This is a genomic window from Bacillus sp. LQ01, from assembly GCF_057624735.1.
The window spans coordinates 947312-962822 of record NZ_JBYEZL010000002.1 but is presented as its reverse complement, the minus strand read 5'-3'; the positions used below and the strand labels follow the sequence as shown (position 1 = coordinate 962822).

Sequence of the window (15511 nt, the reverse complement as noted above, 5' to 3'; positions counted from 1 at the left end):
CTCCTCTTATTGGAGTGACTCTTTCTCCATTACGCTTGAAATCGTAGGAATTACTTCTTTCGCTACCATTTCTCTCGTTTGACGAATCGCACTAAATATCGACTGGTCATTAGAAGAACCGTGAGCCTTAATGACAGGTGCTTTCAATCCAAATAATGCAGCTCCTCCATACTCCGAATAATCCATTTTATCTTTTAATACCATAAGTTTTGGCTTTAATACCGCCGCTGCTAATTTACTCGTAAATGAACTCATTAATTGTTCTTTCAACATAGAGAATAGCGCAAGTGCTGTTCCCTCTAATGATTTCAACGCTACATTCCCTGTAAAACCATCACATACAACAACATCTGCTACACCTTGCAATAAATCTCTTGATTCAATGTTCCCAACGAAATTAATTGGCGCATCTTTAAGCATTGCAAATACTTGCTTTGAAAGCTCGTTTCCTTTTCCATCCTCTGTTCCAACGTTTAATAGTCCAACGCGAGGATTTTCAATTCCTCTTACCTTCTCAGCATAAACAGATCCCATTACTGCATATTGATATAAATGAATTGGTTTTGCATCAACATTTGCTCCAACATCTAACATAACAAAACCTTTTCCATCTACAGTTGGCATTGTAGGCGATAAAGCTGGTCGCTCAATTCCTTCCATACGACCGACAACAAATAATCCAGCTGCCATTAAAGCTCCTGTACTACCTGCGGATATACAAGCGTCTGCTTCTCCATCCTTTACTTGTTGTGCCGCAAGCACCATTGAAGCTTGTTTTTTTCGACGAACCGCTCTTACTGGTTCCTCCGTTGATTCTATTTTTTCGTCTGTATGAAGAATAGTAATTCGTTCATCACTCGTTAAGTATTGACGAATTTCCTCTTCTTTCCCTACTAACGTAATATGTAAATCAGAATATTCCTTAATAGCTTTCATTGCCCCTAATACTACAGCCTTTGGAGCGTGATCTCCGCCCATTGCATCTATTGCGATTTTCATAAGTTGTTACCTTCCTCACTATAATTACTAGATCGATACATTTCAAAAGTGCCTGTAAAAACAAGTTCTTCTCCAACGAAGCTACGCACTTTGACAACCGTCCGTCCCTTATCATTCTCTACATCTTCAACGCGCGCTTTTGCAACAACACGCTCTCCTAATTTTACAGGGCGAATGTATCGAATGGTAGACTTTGCAGTTAAAGCTAATTCTTCATCAATAACTGCAACAGCTAGTGAGTTTGCTTGCGCAAACAGATGATGCCCACGGGCAATTTGATTTCTTTTAAATACATGTTCTACCTTTACTTCAAAGATAGAGATTGCATGTCTATCTAATTCAATATCAATAATTTCTCCAACAACCTCTTCTAACGGTAAAGATTTCACATCTTCTTCATGTTGCTTTGTAGCTACATGTTTAATTCTCTCTCTTAATTCAGGAATAGACAATTCCATACGATCAAGTCGTACTGTTTGTATACTCACTTGAAATTTTTCCGCTAAATCTTCATCCGTAATAAAAGGATTTGATTCGATTGTTTGTTGTAATAACTCTTGTCTTTCTTTTTTACTTCTTCTTTTTTTCATACCGCACCATCCATTTTTATGACTAGGTACTAACAGTAGTATATAATCATTAAAAGTAGAATGCAACAAAAACTTTTGTTGACTCCCTTTAATCGAGCTTCTCTCCTTGGAACACCCCTGTCCCATCAAGATACGTACGCAAGGCAGCGTACTGATCATTGTGCCAAAACGCTTCTGAATCTACTAGTATCGCCGCATCTTGCCTTGCTGTTTCTAACGCTCGATAATCATGTACCATGTCAGCAACCTTAAATTCTGGTAAGCCACTTTGCTTACTCCCAAAGAAATCTCCAGGACCTCGTAATTCTAAATCTTTTTCTGACAATACAAATCCATCGTTTGTTTCAGTCATTATGCGCATTCTTTCTTTCCCTGTTTCTGATTTAGGGTCTGCTATTAATAAACAATATGATTGCTCACTACCACGGCCGACACGCCCTCTAAGCTGATGAAGCTGCGATAAACCGAAACGTTCTGCATCATAAATAACCATTACAGTCGCATTAGGTACGTTCACACCTACTTCAACAACTGTTGTCGATACAAGAATTTGCACTTTATTTTCACTAAACTGTCCCATTATCTCTTCTTTTTCCTGAGACGATAATCTCCCATGCATCAATCCAACTTGGCATTTCCCTTGGTAATGATGCGTCAGCATACTATGTAAGTCGATAGCATTTTGCACATCAAGTTTCTCAGATTCTTCAATTAGAGGACAAATAACGTATGCCTGTCTTCCTTTTTTTATCTCCTTTTCAACAAAACCGAGAACGCGATCTAACATATCATGTTTTGCCCAATATGTTTCAATCACCTTTCTACCTGCTGGCATCTCATCGATTATCGAAACATCCATCTCTCCAAATGCAGTAATTGCAAGCGTACGCGGAATTGGTGTCGCTGTCATAAATAATACATCTGGACTTTCACCTTTCTCCCGTAAAACTCGGCGCTGCGCTACACCAAATCGATGCTGTTCATCTGTAATAACGAGACCCAACCTATGAAATATAACTTCATCTTGAATTAAGGCATGCGTTCCAACAAGAATATCTATTTCTCCTTGTTCTAACTTCGCTAAAATTTCTCGACGTCTCGCACCTTTAACAGAACTTGTTAACAGTTCCACCTTCATACCAAAATGCGAAAACGTTTCAGCAAGCGACTGATAATGTTGCTCAGCTAAAATTTCTGTAGGAACCATTAAAGCACCTTGATAATGAGCTAATTTCGATGCATAAAGGCCAATCGCAGCAACAACTGTTTTCCCAGAACCAACGTCACCTTGCAATAGTCGGTTCATCCGATAAGGAGATGTCATATCTTTCAAAATTTCATCTACAACTCGGCGCTGCGCACCCGTTAATGGAAACGGCAGTGCATCGATAAATTCTTGTAATTCTACTGACGGAATCTCTTTCTTCGTCCCTTTTGAATTTTCCCTCTCCATTTTCCGGAGCGTTTGCATTTTCAGCTGAAATAAGAAAAATTCTTCATATACAAAACGGCGACGCGCTTGCTTCAAATCTTCCTGTCCTACCGGAAAATGCAATGCCCTAAGCGCTTCATATCTTGGTAATAATTTATATCGCCCTAACAAACCATCCGGTAACACTTCGACTATAGAATCTCCATATTCCTTTAACGCTTGAGCAATAAAACGACGCATCTGTTTTACTGTAAGTTTCCCCTTTACTGAATAAACAGGTTCCACTTCTTGTTGACGTACAACCGGCCCAAAATGAAGTTCTGATACAGCAATTGTTTGACGATGTTGATCCCATTTACCAGTAATCGTTACCGTTTCATCTAACTTTAATTTTTGCTTATAGTAAGGCCTATTAAAACATACCGCCGTAATTAAATAACGACCGACGAGAACACGAACTGTTAAACGCGATTTCTTCTTACCATAATATTGCAGCAAAGGAGCACTATGAATCTTCCCTTCAACCGTTACACGTTCATCATGCTTTACTTCAGCAAGATCTTTCATCGCATAATCTTCATAACGGTATGGAAAATGTTCTAATAGATGAGAAACTGTATAAATACCCATCTCATGTAGTAACTCAGATGTTTCTCCTCCGATCCCCTTTACATCCGTAACAGGAACTTGTACAACATCATTCAAGATTCTCACACCCCGTCACATTATTTTCTTTATTGCATTTTATTTGAGTACCAATTAGCATCTGTAATCGCTCTCTTTCACCTTATATATTCTATCATAGGCATTCTAAGAGAAACTACTCAAATCCCTTATATAAAACAAGTAAAAAAGAGCCTCACTATTAGCAGCAAGGCTCTTTTCTCTCTTCAATATGCTAGCCTTTTGAATAAAAACTAGTAATAAACTTCATATTACTACTTCTTATCCATTAGCAAGTAAGTAATCCATTTATTTTCAAAACGAATCTTATCTTATTCTACAGAGAAGATGAAAGAATACACTGGTTGGTTTCCAGCATGCACTTCTACTTCTGCATCTTCAAATTTCTCTTCTACAAATTCAACTAACTCCGCTACTTCTTCGTCAGTTGCATCTTCACCTTGTAGAATCGTTACGATTTCAGAATCTTCATCAATAAGCGCTTCTAGTAATTGCTTCGCAGCTCCTACTTTTTCAGCATTTGTAGATACAATTTTCCCATCTGCAATACACATGAAATCATCTTTTTGAATTGCTACACCATCAATTTCCGTATCACGTACAGCATACGTAATTTGACCTGTTTTCACATGAGATAAAGCTTCTTGCATGTTTTCTTCATTCTCTTCTAACGTTCCAACTGGGTTAAATGCTAACATTGCTGCCATACCTTGAGGAACTGTTTTCGAACGAACAACAATAACTTCTTGATCTACAACTGATGCCGCTTGTTCTGCTGCCATTACAATATTTCCGTTATTCGGTAAAATAATGATTTTTTCAGCATTTGCTTCTTCAATTGCCTTCACGATATCCTCCGTACTTGGATTCATCGTTTGACCACCTTCGATAACTTTCGTTGCGCCGATGCTCTCAAATAAAGTTTTAATACCAGACCCCATAGCTACAGTTACGATACCATATGGTTGTTTTTCTTTCGATTGAGCTGGTTGTTCAGGAACCATAGTAGGTTCATCTAATAAAGCAGTATGCTGTTCACGCATATTTTCTACTTTAATCTTAATTAAACTACCGTATTTTTGCCCGTAGTTCATAGCGTCTCCAGGATGTTCTGCATGGATATGAACTTTTACAATTTCATCATCAGACACAACTAGTAGAGAATCACCATATACACTAATATCTTCACGGAATTTTTGTTCAGAGAAATGATGCTCTTTCACCTTTTCAGCCTCTAATTTCACCATGAATTCCGTACAATATCCATACTTAATATCTTCTGTACTCAATTGGCTTTGTACACTACGGTGATGTTCTGCGCGTACCATTTCATTCATAGATGGTTGCGTCGGTGCATCAGAAGAAATCGTTTCTCCTTTTAAGTCAGCTAAAAATCCTTCGTATACCACTACAAGACCTTTACCACCGCTATCTACAACGCCAACTTGTTTTAATACAGGTAATAAATCTGGCGTACGATTTAACGATGCGTTTGCTTCTTTCACAACGTCTTCCATAAACAAAACAAAGTCGCGCTGTTTTTTCGCAACTGTTACTGCATATTTACCCGTTTCTCTTGCAACCGTTAAAATCGTTCCTTCAATCGGTTTCATAACCGCTTTATAAGCCGCCTCTACTCCAGCTTCTAGTGCTGCAGCAAAATCAACTGTTGTTAATTCTTCTTTTTGTTCAATGGATTTAGAGAAACCACGGAACAACTGAGATAAAATAACTCCAGAGTTACCACGAGCTCCCATTAATAATCCTTTGGCTAAACTTACGCCGACTTTACCAGCATGCTGTGAAGGGTTTGCTTTCACTTCACGCGCACCTGAAGTCATAGATAAGTTCATGTTTGTACCGGTATCGCCATCTGGAACTGGAAATACGTTTAATGCATCAACAAGCTGAACATTGTTTGTTAAATTATTCGCTCCTTGCATGATCATTTGTGATAAACGTTTTCCATCAATTTTTTGAATTGACACAGATTTTCCTCCTTAATGCACATTACAAGTTTATTACTTTAACTCCTTGTACGTAGATGTTTACAGAATCTACTGCTAGTCCTACAGTTTGATCTAATGTATATTTCACTTTCGTCTGCACATTATGTGCCACTTCTGAAATTTTCGTACCATAGCTCACAATAATATACATATCAATATGTACTTCATCTTCATCTTTACGAACAATAACACCTCTAGTGAAGTTTTCTTTTCGTAAAATGTCTGTTAATCCATCTTTTAACTGATTTTTTGATGCCATACCTACGATACCGTAGCAATCTACCGCGGCACCTCCAGCAATTGTTGCAATTACATCTGTACTAATATCAATTTGACCGTACTTCGTTTTAATTTCAATTGACATCTCGTTTCCCCCTTCATAAATGGTGAAAGTGAGCTAGACTACTTTAGTTACTATCATATAATCTTTTTAAAGAAAATTCCATCGTTCTTTCTTTTCACTCTCATATTTTATGTTTTAAATTACACTTTTTTATGATGAGCAAAATAGTCCATTGTTATTATACAACATGTACCACTATAATATGTCAAGCAATTTTTATGGATTTCAACTTTTCTTCATTGACATATAGTGTCAAGTAAATTTTCTTGATTTCTTTTTTCTACGGTGTTGCATTCTCTTTTTAGTTGTGTTAAATTATAGTAGTGTTTTTAGCATCGCATAAAAGACTAACATTGAAAAATTACGTATGGTAAGGTATCAAGGGAGGGAAATATAAATGGCTCGTGTTTGTGCTATTACTGGAAGAAAAGCTCGTTCTGGTAACTCTCGTTCTCACGCAATGAACGCTACAAAACGTAAATGGGGCGCTAACCTTCAAAAAGTTCGCGTACGCATCGACGGAAAAGTTCAACGTGTTTACGTTTCTGCTAGAGCATTAAAATCTGGCAAAATCGAACGTGTTTAATAATAAAAAAAAGAGCCGATAGGCTCTTTTTTTACTATAACAATGGAAAAAGCACCGGTGATAGGTGCTTTTTTTAATCTTTTTTGAAGGTATTTAACATTGCACGAACTATTCCACCAAGAAATTTAGGTAACTTAATTGTATAAAATCTCATGGTTTCCCTCCTAATCCCTATTACTCCACTTGGTCACTATATGATGTAAGGAGCAAAATTGTTTCTTCAATCAGTGCTTCTTATCAACATTAATATGCCAGAAGTAAATGAAAAAGTACCTTTTTCCTCAACGAGTTCGTTACTAATACAAAGTGTTGATCCCCACTCTATTGTTTTATTAGTAAGAGGGTACTTAAAACCAAACAATGTAATCCCTTCCACTATTTCAGTAACTGGTACAAAAGATACATAAGGAAAATTTTTATTTTCTTCAATTATATGTGTACCCATTTTTTTAACTGTTATTTCATTTTTATTGTCCACAATACACATTTCTATCTCTACTTCTAACCCTTTTAAAAGCATCTGTATATTTGCCAAACCGTGATCAAGCCTTCCACCAGTAGCACCAAAAATACGAATTAGTGCCGGCTTCTGTTCTAATGCCCAGTTGATTGCAATTTCTAAATCCGTTTGATCTTTTTCCCGCGGAACAATATGTAATTCGTTCGTTTGCTGTCCCATCCATACTAATTCTTCTTCAGTAACTGAATCGTAATCTCCAAACGCAACAGCCGGGGTAATCCCTTTCTTTAATAGACGGTATACTCCCCTATCAACCGCTGCCCACACTACTTCCTCATTCTCGTATCGAGCAAAATCTGCGCAATATTCCGAAGGTCCTCCTGCCAAAATATGAATAATCATTTTTTCTTCTCCTTCCATTGTAAAAAGGCAATCTGCCATTTGGTAGATTGCCTTTTTACATATTTTTATCCTATCCTATAAATGCCTTACCAGGATAAAAGTTCATCACTACCCACGAATTACGCGAATTGCTTCACCGCGGTCTTTTTGATTGTATACTGCTGACCCAGCTACAAGTACATTTGCTCCTGCTTCCACACAAAGTCTTGCTGTTTCAGCATTTACACCACCATCAACTTCAATTTCCACTTCTAGATTGCGCTCTTTCACCATGTCTGCAACTTGTTTAATTTTCGGTAATACAGAATGGATAAACTTCTGTCCACCAAATCCAGGGTTTACTGTCATAAGTAATACCATATCTATATCTTCTAATACATGCTCAATCACTGAAACTGGCGTATGTGGATTTAATACAACGCCCGCTTTAATACCATGAGATTTAATTAACTGAATTGTACGATGTAGATGCGGACACGCCTCTACGTGAACAGTAATAATATCCGCTCCCGCTTGTGCGAAAGTCGGGATATAGTTATCAGGATTTTCAATCATTAAATGTACATCTAATGGTAATGATGTAATCGGACGGATTGCTTCTACAATTAACGGTCCAATCGTAATATTTGGTACGAAATGTCCATCCATTACGTCAACGTGAATGTAATCCGCTCCGCCCTTTTCTACATCTTTAATCTCTTCCCCTAATTTTGAAAAATCTGCTGATAAAATCGATGGTGCAATTTTAATCATAACTAATACCTCGGCTTTCTCTCTCTAATTTCTTCTACGAATTGTTTATAGTTCTTATAGCGATATTCTGTAATCTTCCCTTCTTCAACCGCAGCTTTCACCGCACATTTCGGTTCAGAAAGATGTGTACACCCTCTAAATTTACAGTATTGGCTCGCTTCTTTCAACTCTGGAAAACAATATGTAAGATCTTCTACTTCTATATCAATGAAATCTAGTGAACTAAAACCCGGTGTATCTGCTACTAGTCCACTCCCAATTGCAATTAATTCTACGTGTCTTGTCGTATGCTTCCCGCGTCCTAAATGGGAGGAAATATCATTTGTTTTCAGCTCTAATTCTGGACGTAGCACATTAAGCATTGAAGATTTCCCAACACCAGATTGACCCGCAACGACAGAAACACAATTTTCTAAGTATGGTTTTAATATATCAATACTTTCTGACGTATTAATAGAAGTAAATAAAACATCATAACCCATCTCACGATAATCATTCGCATAAGCTTCAACAGTTGCTTTCATTTTTTCATCTACTAAATCCATCTTGCTAATACAAATAATTGGCTTAATGTTATGATATTCAATCAGCACTAAAAATCGATCTAACAGTCCAGGATTAAAATCTGGTTCTACTGCAGAGAACACAAGGATCGCTTGATCGACATTAGCAATAGGAGGTCTAACAAGTTCATTTTTTCGATCAAACACTTCAAGCACATAACCTTCAGTTGGATTATCTGCCTGAAAAACAACTTGGTCTCCTACAAGTGGTGTAATTTTATTTTTTCTAAATACACCTCGCCCACGACATTGCGTAACCCCTTCTTCATGCTGCACGTAATAAAACCCACTTAAAGCTTTTATAATTTTTCCTTCTGGCATAGAATTCTCCTTTTTTGTATAAGGTGATGCTGAATTTAAAAATGAATAGATTTAAATTTTCCAAATAACGATTTCAAAACCTACCATATATACTTTCGCTAATATATATTAAATTTCCCATTAAATGCAAAAAAACATTTACAGCTGCATCACTTTACTAGCTTTTTGAATCATATATTTTTGCCTGCTATACCGTCCACTTTGTAGACAGCATAACAGGCAATAATAATAAGTAGACTTTCACTATTATTGAGTTGGATATGGTACTTCTTTATCAATAATCGTTACTCCATCCCGTACAATTTTATAGTGTCCCTTTGAACCTTCTTGAATTACAAATTCTAAAGAAATAGTCGCTGATTCAGTAATTGTTCTCGTTTCAACCGGTCTATCCATTTTTTGCTGCATGTCTTCTTTATAAATTTCTATTGTTTGCGGCTTTTTTTCACCTGTTACAGCAGGCTCATATGGGATAGAGATATTGTCCACTTTTACCGTTTTAGTCACTTTAGGCTTTTGACCATCAGAGATAATAATAGTTACTTTATCTCCCTCTTTTAATGGTGTACCTGGTTTTGGAAATTGCGAAATTACAAGTCCTTTTTCGACTGTATCTGAATACTCTCGTTTTATATCTGACGTTAGTTTTCTCTCATTCAAATAACCAGTTACACTATTTTCAGTCCACCCCGAAAAGTCACCTGGTCTAATTTGATAAGGGCCTTTACTTACCCAGATTTTCAGTTCTTGCTCCGCTTCTATAACCATTTGATCAGGCGTCGGAATTTGTTCTACAATTTCACCTTTCGGCTTATCATTTTCAATATAATTTACCGTAACTTGTTTATATTTTTCTTCTAACTCAGCTTTTACACTCTCAAAGTTTTGACCTGTGAAATTTGCCATCTTACTTTTCTTTTTTCCACCTGATTGATAGATAGTAATTTTAGCGTTTTCTTTTACGACTCTTCCTGCTACAGGATCCGTTTTTATTACATCCCCAACCTCAACATCATCTGTATATACAATATTAGGCTCCGTCACCTCAAAGCCCTTTTCTACTAATGTATTTACAGCTGTCGTGTATTTCATACCAGCCACATCAGGAACTTTCACATCTTTCGGAATAAATAATCCTGGAATAACCGTAAGTGCTAATGTTATTCCTATTGCTAAAAATAAAAATGTTGAAATTAAAACTTTAAGCCACTTGCTACTCCGTTTTTTCTTCTTATCTAACTCAGCTGCTTCTGCTCTTATCGGTTCTTCCATCTTACTCCCATTTAAAACAATCGTTTCATCACTTACATTTTCAAATAATTGTTCTTGTTGAATAATCGGAATCGCTTTCGTCGCTTCCATATCTTCCGGTATGTAAAATGGTTGCTCATTTATCCTCTCTGGATATAGCGCAGTTTCAATATCTCGCTTCATCGCATTGGCAGATTGATATCGGTGAAACGGATCTTTTGCAGTTGCCTTTAATATAATATTTTCAACACTTTGCGGAATATTTTCATTCCATCTTTTTGGTGATGGAATTTCACTTTGTAAATGTTTTAAAGCTATGGCAACAGCAGATTCGCCAGAAAACGGTTGTCTTCCTGTTAACAATTCAAACATAACTATTCCAAGAGAATAGATATCTGATTGTTTATTTGCTATCCCGCCACGTGCCTGTTCTGGTGATAAATAATGGACTGAACCGAGCACTGAATTTGTATGTGTAATTGTTGTTGCACTTGTAGCTGTCGCAATTCCAAAATCTGTTACTTTTATTATTCCATCAGCTCGAATTAAAATATTGTGCGGCTTTATATCACGATGCACAATTTCAAAATGATGGGCATGTGCCATAGCGGATGTTAACTGCTCCATAATATCAAGAGCTTCTCCTATAGGTAACATCCCTCGCTCAATTATGTATTGCTTCAATGTTTGCCCTGGTACATATTCCATGACAAGATAGTATATACCATCTTCTTCTCCGACATCATACATATTCACAATATTTGGATGCGACAACGTTGTAACAGACTGCGCTTCTCGATGGAAACGTTTAATAAACTCTTCGTTATTTGAGTAGTCGAGTCTTAATATTTTTACCGCTACATCTCGGCCAAGTATATCATCATGAGCTAAATATACATTGGCCATTCCGCCACCACCAATCATTTTCAGCAGCTTATAACGGTCATTTAAGCGTTTTCCAATCAGCACGTTGCACTTCACCTACTTTCGTTTGTCGAACCCGCATAATCAATAAGAACAAGTGTGATATTATCTTCTCCACCGCGATCATTTGCCAATTGAATGAGACACTGCCCTTTACCTTCAAGCTGTTCATTTAACTGTAAAATTTGTCGCATATCATCAATAGAAACTTTGTTTGATAACCCATCAGAGCAAAGAAGTAATTGATCATCTTCCTCAATCACCAACGTTTTAACATCTAACCCAACTTTTTCTTCTGTTCCTAATGCCCTTAATAACACATTCTTTTTCGGATGATACTCTGCGTCTTCCTTTGAAATTTCACCATGTTTCACAAGCTCATTTACAAGTGAATGATCTTCCGTTACTAGCGTCATTTCTCCTTCTGATACCATATAGCAACGACTATCTCCTATATGCCCTATTGTCACAAAGCTTGGTGTACAAACAGCTATTATAAGCGTTGTTCCCATACCATTACATTCTGCATTTTGCTGAGCGTATTCATATATACGCTCATTAATAATCCCAACACTAGTATGTAACCATTGTTCTACTTTTTTCGGCTCATTCATATTATGTGTTTGCTTCCAATAATCATGGAATAATTGAATGGCCATCGAGCTAGCTACATCACCAGCTCGATGACCTCCCATTCCATCTGCTACTACCGCTAATACATTTCCATCTAAATTGTGAAAAACTCCTGCACTATCTTCATTATGTTGACGAACTTTTCCTTTATCCGATAGAAATACGGCTTTCATCTCGTCACCTCGTCTCTTCTTTGCGCTCCTTCGCACGCAACTGACCGCAGGCTGCATCAATATCATGACCTTGTTCACGGCGAATCGTTACATTCACTCCACGATCTTTTAACGTTTTCTCGAACAAGAAAATTTGTTCACGTGGCGTACGTACATAATCACGTTCAGGTACGTAGTTTACCGGAATCAAGTTCACATGACATTTTACACCTTTTAAGAGCGCAGCAAGCTCTTCAGCATGCTCTACTTGGTCATTTTCTCCTCCAAATAATCCATATTCAAAAGTAATACGACGCCCTGTTCTATTTACATAGTATTTAATAGCTTCCATTAAATCTGGTAATTTATAAGCACGGTTAATCGGCATTAATTTTGAACGTAATTCTGAGTTTGGAGCATGCAATGAAATCGCAAAATTAATTTGTAGATCTTCTTCAGCAAACTTATAAATTTTCGGGATAATTCCACTTGTCGAAACAGTCATATGTCTTGCACCAATATGAAGTCCTTTTTCATGGTTAATGATGCGTAAGAATCCCATTAAATTATCATAGTTATCAAATGGTTCTCCAATCCCCATAACAACAAGAGAACTTACACGTTCTTCTGTTTCATCAAGCGCACGCTGAACTTCTACTACTTGCGCTACGATTTCTCCAGCTTCTAGGTTTCGCTTTAATCCACCAAGTGTCGAAGCACAGAACGTACACCCAATACGACAACCAACTTGCGTTGTTACACAAATGGAATTTCCATATTCGTGTCGCATTAATACCGTTTCAATAGAATATCCGTCATATAATTGGAATAAGAATTTAATTGTTCCATCCGAAGACGTTTGTTTTACTAACGTGTTTAAAGTAGTAATATCAAAGGAATTCGACAATTTATCACGCAATCCTTTAGAAAGGTTTGACATATCCTCATAATTTTTTACACGTTTTTTATATAACCAATCAAAAATTTGTCCAGCACGGAACTTCGGTTCTCCTTGTTCCTTTAACCAATCTTGCATTTCATGAAGTTGTAAAGAGTAAATTGATGGTTTCTTCGTTTCTAAATTTTTCTTTTGTTTTCTTACAGTCGTTTCCATGATGCTACACCTTCTTCCTTAAACAAGCAATATAAAAGCCATCCGTCGCAAAATAATGCGGTAAAATTTGTACTTGACCTTCATCAATATACGGAGTTAATTTTTCTGGCATACGCTCTTTAAGCGTAGTATCCCATTCAAATTCAGGATGTTCTTGTAAAAATTTCTCTATTACTTGTTCATTTTCTATTTTCTCAATTGTGCACGTACTATAAACAAGACGACCGCCTTGTTTTAATAATGGTGCTACTTTTTCTAGTATTGCAATTTGAATCGTCGATAATCTTTCACTATCGCCTTTATCTTTTCCTAACTTAATATCAGGCTTACGTCTAATTACACCAAATCCAGAACACGGTGCATCTACCAATATTTTATCAAACGTTTCATTTGCAAAGTGCTCTTGCACTTTTCTAGCATCTAGCGCTTTAGTTTCGACATTTTCTAGACCAAGTCGCTCTGCTTGCTGTTTAATTAAACGTACTTTGTGTGCATGTAAATCAAGGGACATAACCTTACCAGTTCCCTTTAATCGTTCCGCGATATGCGTTGTTTTTCCGCCTGGAGCAGCACAACTATCAAGAACTGCATCTCCCGTATTCGGTTCTAAAGCGCGTGCTACAAGCATAGAACTTTCATCTTGAATAGAAAGAAATCCTTTTTTAAACGCTTCTGTATGCGCTACATTTCCTCTTTCAATCTGAATTGCATCATCTGATAAGTCACCACGTTTTGCTTCTATACCTTCACTTGCCAACAACTCAATCGCTTCTTCTACCGTTACCTTATCAACATTCACACGCGCTGTTGGTACAGGGGGTAACATGTTTACTTCGCACATTTTTTCTGCAGTTTCTAAACCGTATTCTGAAGTCCACTCTTGGACAAGCCAAACTGGATGACTTGTTGTAATTGCAAGACGTTCTACTGGATCCTTGATTTCATCTACAGAAGGTACACCTTCTCTCTGAATCGAACGTAATACACCGTTCACCATACCAGCAATTCCTTTATGCCCGCGACGCTTTGCAATCTCAACCGCTTCATGAATAGCCGCTCTTTCTGGCACTCGGTCTAAATAAATCATTTGATATAAAGATAAGCGAAGCAATACTCTTACCCACGCCTCAACCTTCTTTTTTAAAAAAGGCTGTAAATAATAATCTAATGTGTCACGACGTTGAATCGTTCCATATACAATTTCAGTTAATAAACCAATATCTTTTCTATCAATTGCACTTTTTTCAATTAGATTATTTAAAAGTAAGTTGCTATATGCACCACTTTTTTCCACTTGAATTAAACCATCAAGAGCTAATTCACGAACATTTTGTCTCATGCATTTTCTCCTAACTTCGTTCCAATTTCAGGTTTTGTTCCACGTAAAAATTGTGAACAACTCATACGCTTTTTACCAGAAGGTTGCAATTCAGTAATTTTAACACCTGTTTCATTACTCGTTGCTACAACAAAACCATCTTCTTCGATTGCAACAATCGTACCTGCTTCAGTCGGTTCAGTTATAGGCACTTTTTCTCCCCACCATACTTTAACAACTTGTCCCGCTAAAGTTGTATAAGCAACTGGCCATGGATTCAATCCGCGAATGTGATTGTATACTTCTTCACCTGTTTTTGTCCAATCAATTTTCTCTTGCTCACGTTTTATATTGTACGCAAACGTTACTTCTTCTTCGTTTTGTTTAATCGGTTCTAACTTACCTTGGATTAATAAAGGTACTGTTTTAGATAGAAGGTGTGCTCCTGCTTCACTTAATTTATCAAATAATGAGCCTGTCGTTTCACGCTCTTCAATTTCAACTTCCACTTGCGTTAAGATATCACCAGCATCCAATTTTTCTACCATATACATAATTGTAATACCTGTTTTTTCTTTACCTTCCATAATTGCATAATGAATTGGTGCACCACCACGAAGTTCAGGAAGTAAAGAAGCGTGAACATTAATACATCCATACTTCGGTGCTTCTAAAATTTCATTTGGTACAATCTGCCCAAATGCAGCTGTTACAATTAAATCTGGCTCTAATGCCAATACTTTTTCATATTCATCTTTTTCACGAATTTTTAACGGCTGTAACACAGGGATACCATGTTTTTCCGCTTCAACTTTAACAGGTGTAGGTGTTAATACTTTTTTTCTACCTACTGGACGATCAGGTTGCGTCACAACACCTACTACCTCATAGCCATCTTCAATAAGACGACGAAGCACCGGCACTGAAAAGTCCGGTGTTCCCATAAACACTACTTTTATCATTTAAAAACCGCTCCT

At 37.1% G+C, this 15511-nt stretch carries 15 protein-coding genes; 1 reads left to right on the top strand and 14 read right to left on the bottom strand.

Going from position 1 to position 15511, the window contains the following annotated elements:
• Window positions 1-6 precede the first annotated feature (6 nt).
• The 5 genes from plsX to AC22L0_RS17460 all read right to left on the bottom strand — a co-directional run bounded on the left by plsX (window position 7) and on the right by AC22L0_RS17460 (window position 6078).
• A complete protein-coding gene (gene plsX, locus AC22L0_RS17480; RefSeq protein ID WP_000684098.1) occupies window positions 7-999 on the bottom strand; it encodes a phosphate acyltransferase PlsX in 993 nt (330 codons plus the stop codon).
• Complete coding sequence (fapR, locus tag AC22L0_RS17475; RefSeq protein ID WP_000747349.1) at window positions 996-1589, bottom strand: transcription factor FapR; 594 nt, start codon at window positions 1587-1589, stop codon at window positions 996-998. The genes plsX and fapR overlap by 4 nt, the downstream gene beginning before the upstream one ends.
• 88 nt (window positions 1590-1677) lie before the next feature.
• Window positions 1678-3726 (bottom strand): ATP-dependent DNA helicase RecG, encoded by a 2049-nt coding sequence (gene recG, locus AC22L0_RS17470; RefSeq protein WP_001000813.1) that lies wholly within the window; start codon window positions 3724-3726, stop codon window positions 1678-1680.
• Between the two features lie 290 nt (window positions 3727-4016).
• Entirely contained in the window at window positions 4017-5693 is a 1677-nt protein-coding gene (locus AC22L0_RS17465) for a DAK2 domain-containing protein (protein WP_487272368.1), read from the bottom strand.
• 22 nt (window positions 5694-5715) lie between these two features.
• Complete coding sequence (locus tag AC22L0_RS17460) at window positions 5716-6078, bottom strand: Asp23/Gls24 family envelope stress response protein (protein WP_000021109.1); 363 nt, start codon at window positions 6076-6078, stop codon at window positions 5716-5718.
• Window positions 6079-6454: 376 nt separating this feature from the next.
• Between AC22L0_RS17460 and rpmB the strand changes: the two genes are divergently transcribed.
• On the top strand, window positions 6455-6643 hold the full coding sequence (gene rpmB / locus AC22L0_RS17455) for a 50S ribosomal protein L28 (RefSeq protein WP_000124776.1): 189 nt from the start codon (window positions 6455-6457) through the stop codon (window positions 6641-6643).
• 73 nt (window positions 6644-6716) lie between these two features.
• Here rpmB and spoVM read toward each other — a convergent pair whose 3' ends face one another.
• From spoVM to fmt, 9 genes are all read right to left on the bottom strand, one after another.
• A complete protein-coding gene (spoVM, locus tag AC22L0_RS17450) occupies window positions 6717-6797 on the bottom strand; it encodes a stage V sporulation protein SpoVM (RefSeq protein ID WP_001213599.1) in 81 nt (26 codons plus the stop codon).
• Window positions 6798-6863: 66 nt separating this feature from the next.
• Window positions 6864-7544, bottom strand: coding sequence for a thiamine diphosphokinase (locus AC22L0_RS17445; protein WP_000752663.1), 681 nt, complete (start codon window positions 7542-7544; stop codon window positions 6864-6866).
• Window positions 7545-7613: 69 nt separating this feature from the next.
• A complete protein-coding gene (rpe, locus tag AC22L0_RS17440) occupies window positions 7614-8258 on the bottom strand; it encodes a ribulose-phosphate 3-epimerase (RefSeq protein WP_000589974.1) in 645 nt (214 codons plus the stop codon).
• A gap of 2 nt (window positions 8259-8260) precedes the next feature.
• Window positions 8261-9142 (bottom strand): ribosome small subunit-dependent GTPase A, encoded by an 882-nt coding sequence (gene rsgA / locus AC22L0_RS17435; protein ID WP_001113932.1) that lies wholly within the window; start codon window positions 9140-9142, stop codon window positions 8261-8263.
• A 246-nt stretch (window positions 9143-9388) separates the two neighbouring features.
• Window positions 9389-11362 (bottom strand): Stk1 family PASTA domain-containing Ser/Thr kinase, encoded by a 1974-nt coding sequence (gene pknB / locus AC22L0_RS17430; RefSeq protein WP_087967409.1) that lies wholly within the window; start codon window positions 11360-11362, stop codon window positions 9389-9391.
• 8 nt (window positions 11363-11370) lie between these two features.
• On the bottom strand, window positions 11371-12123 hold the full coding sequence (locus AC22L0_RS17425; protein ID WP_000648703.1) for a Stp1/IreP family PP2C-type Ser/Thr phosphatase: 753 nt from the start codon (window positions 12121-12123) through the stop codon (window positions 11371-11373).
• A 4-nt stretch (window positions 12124-12127) separates the two neighbouring features.
• Window positions 12128-13216, bottom strand: a complete 1089-nt coding sequence (gene rlmN, locus AC22L0_RS17420; RefSeq protein WP_000450541.1) for a dual-specificity RNA methyltransferase RlmN — start codon at window positions 13214-13216, stop codon at window positions 12128-12130.
• 4 nt (window positions 13217-13220) lie between these two features.
• A complete protein-coding gene (gene rsmB, locus AC22L0_RS17415) occupies window positions 13221-14555 on the bottom strand; it encodes a 16S rRNA (cytosine(967)-C(5))-methyltransferase RsmB (RefSeq protein WP_087967407.1) in 1335 nt (444 codons plus the stop codon).
• Window positions 14552-15496 carry a methionyl-tRNA formyltransferase gene (gene fmt / locus AC22L0_RS17410; protein WP_087967405.1) on the bottom strand — a complete coding sequence of 315 codons (945 nt, stop codon included), beginning with the start codon at window positions 15494-15496 and terminating at the stop codon, window positions 14552-14554. The genes rsmB and fmt overlap by 4 nt, the downstream gene beginning before the upstream one ends.
• Between the last annotated feature and the right edge of the window lie 15 nt (window positions 15497-15511).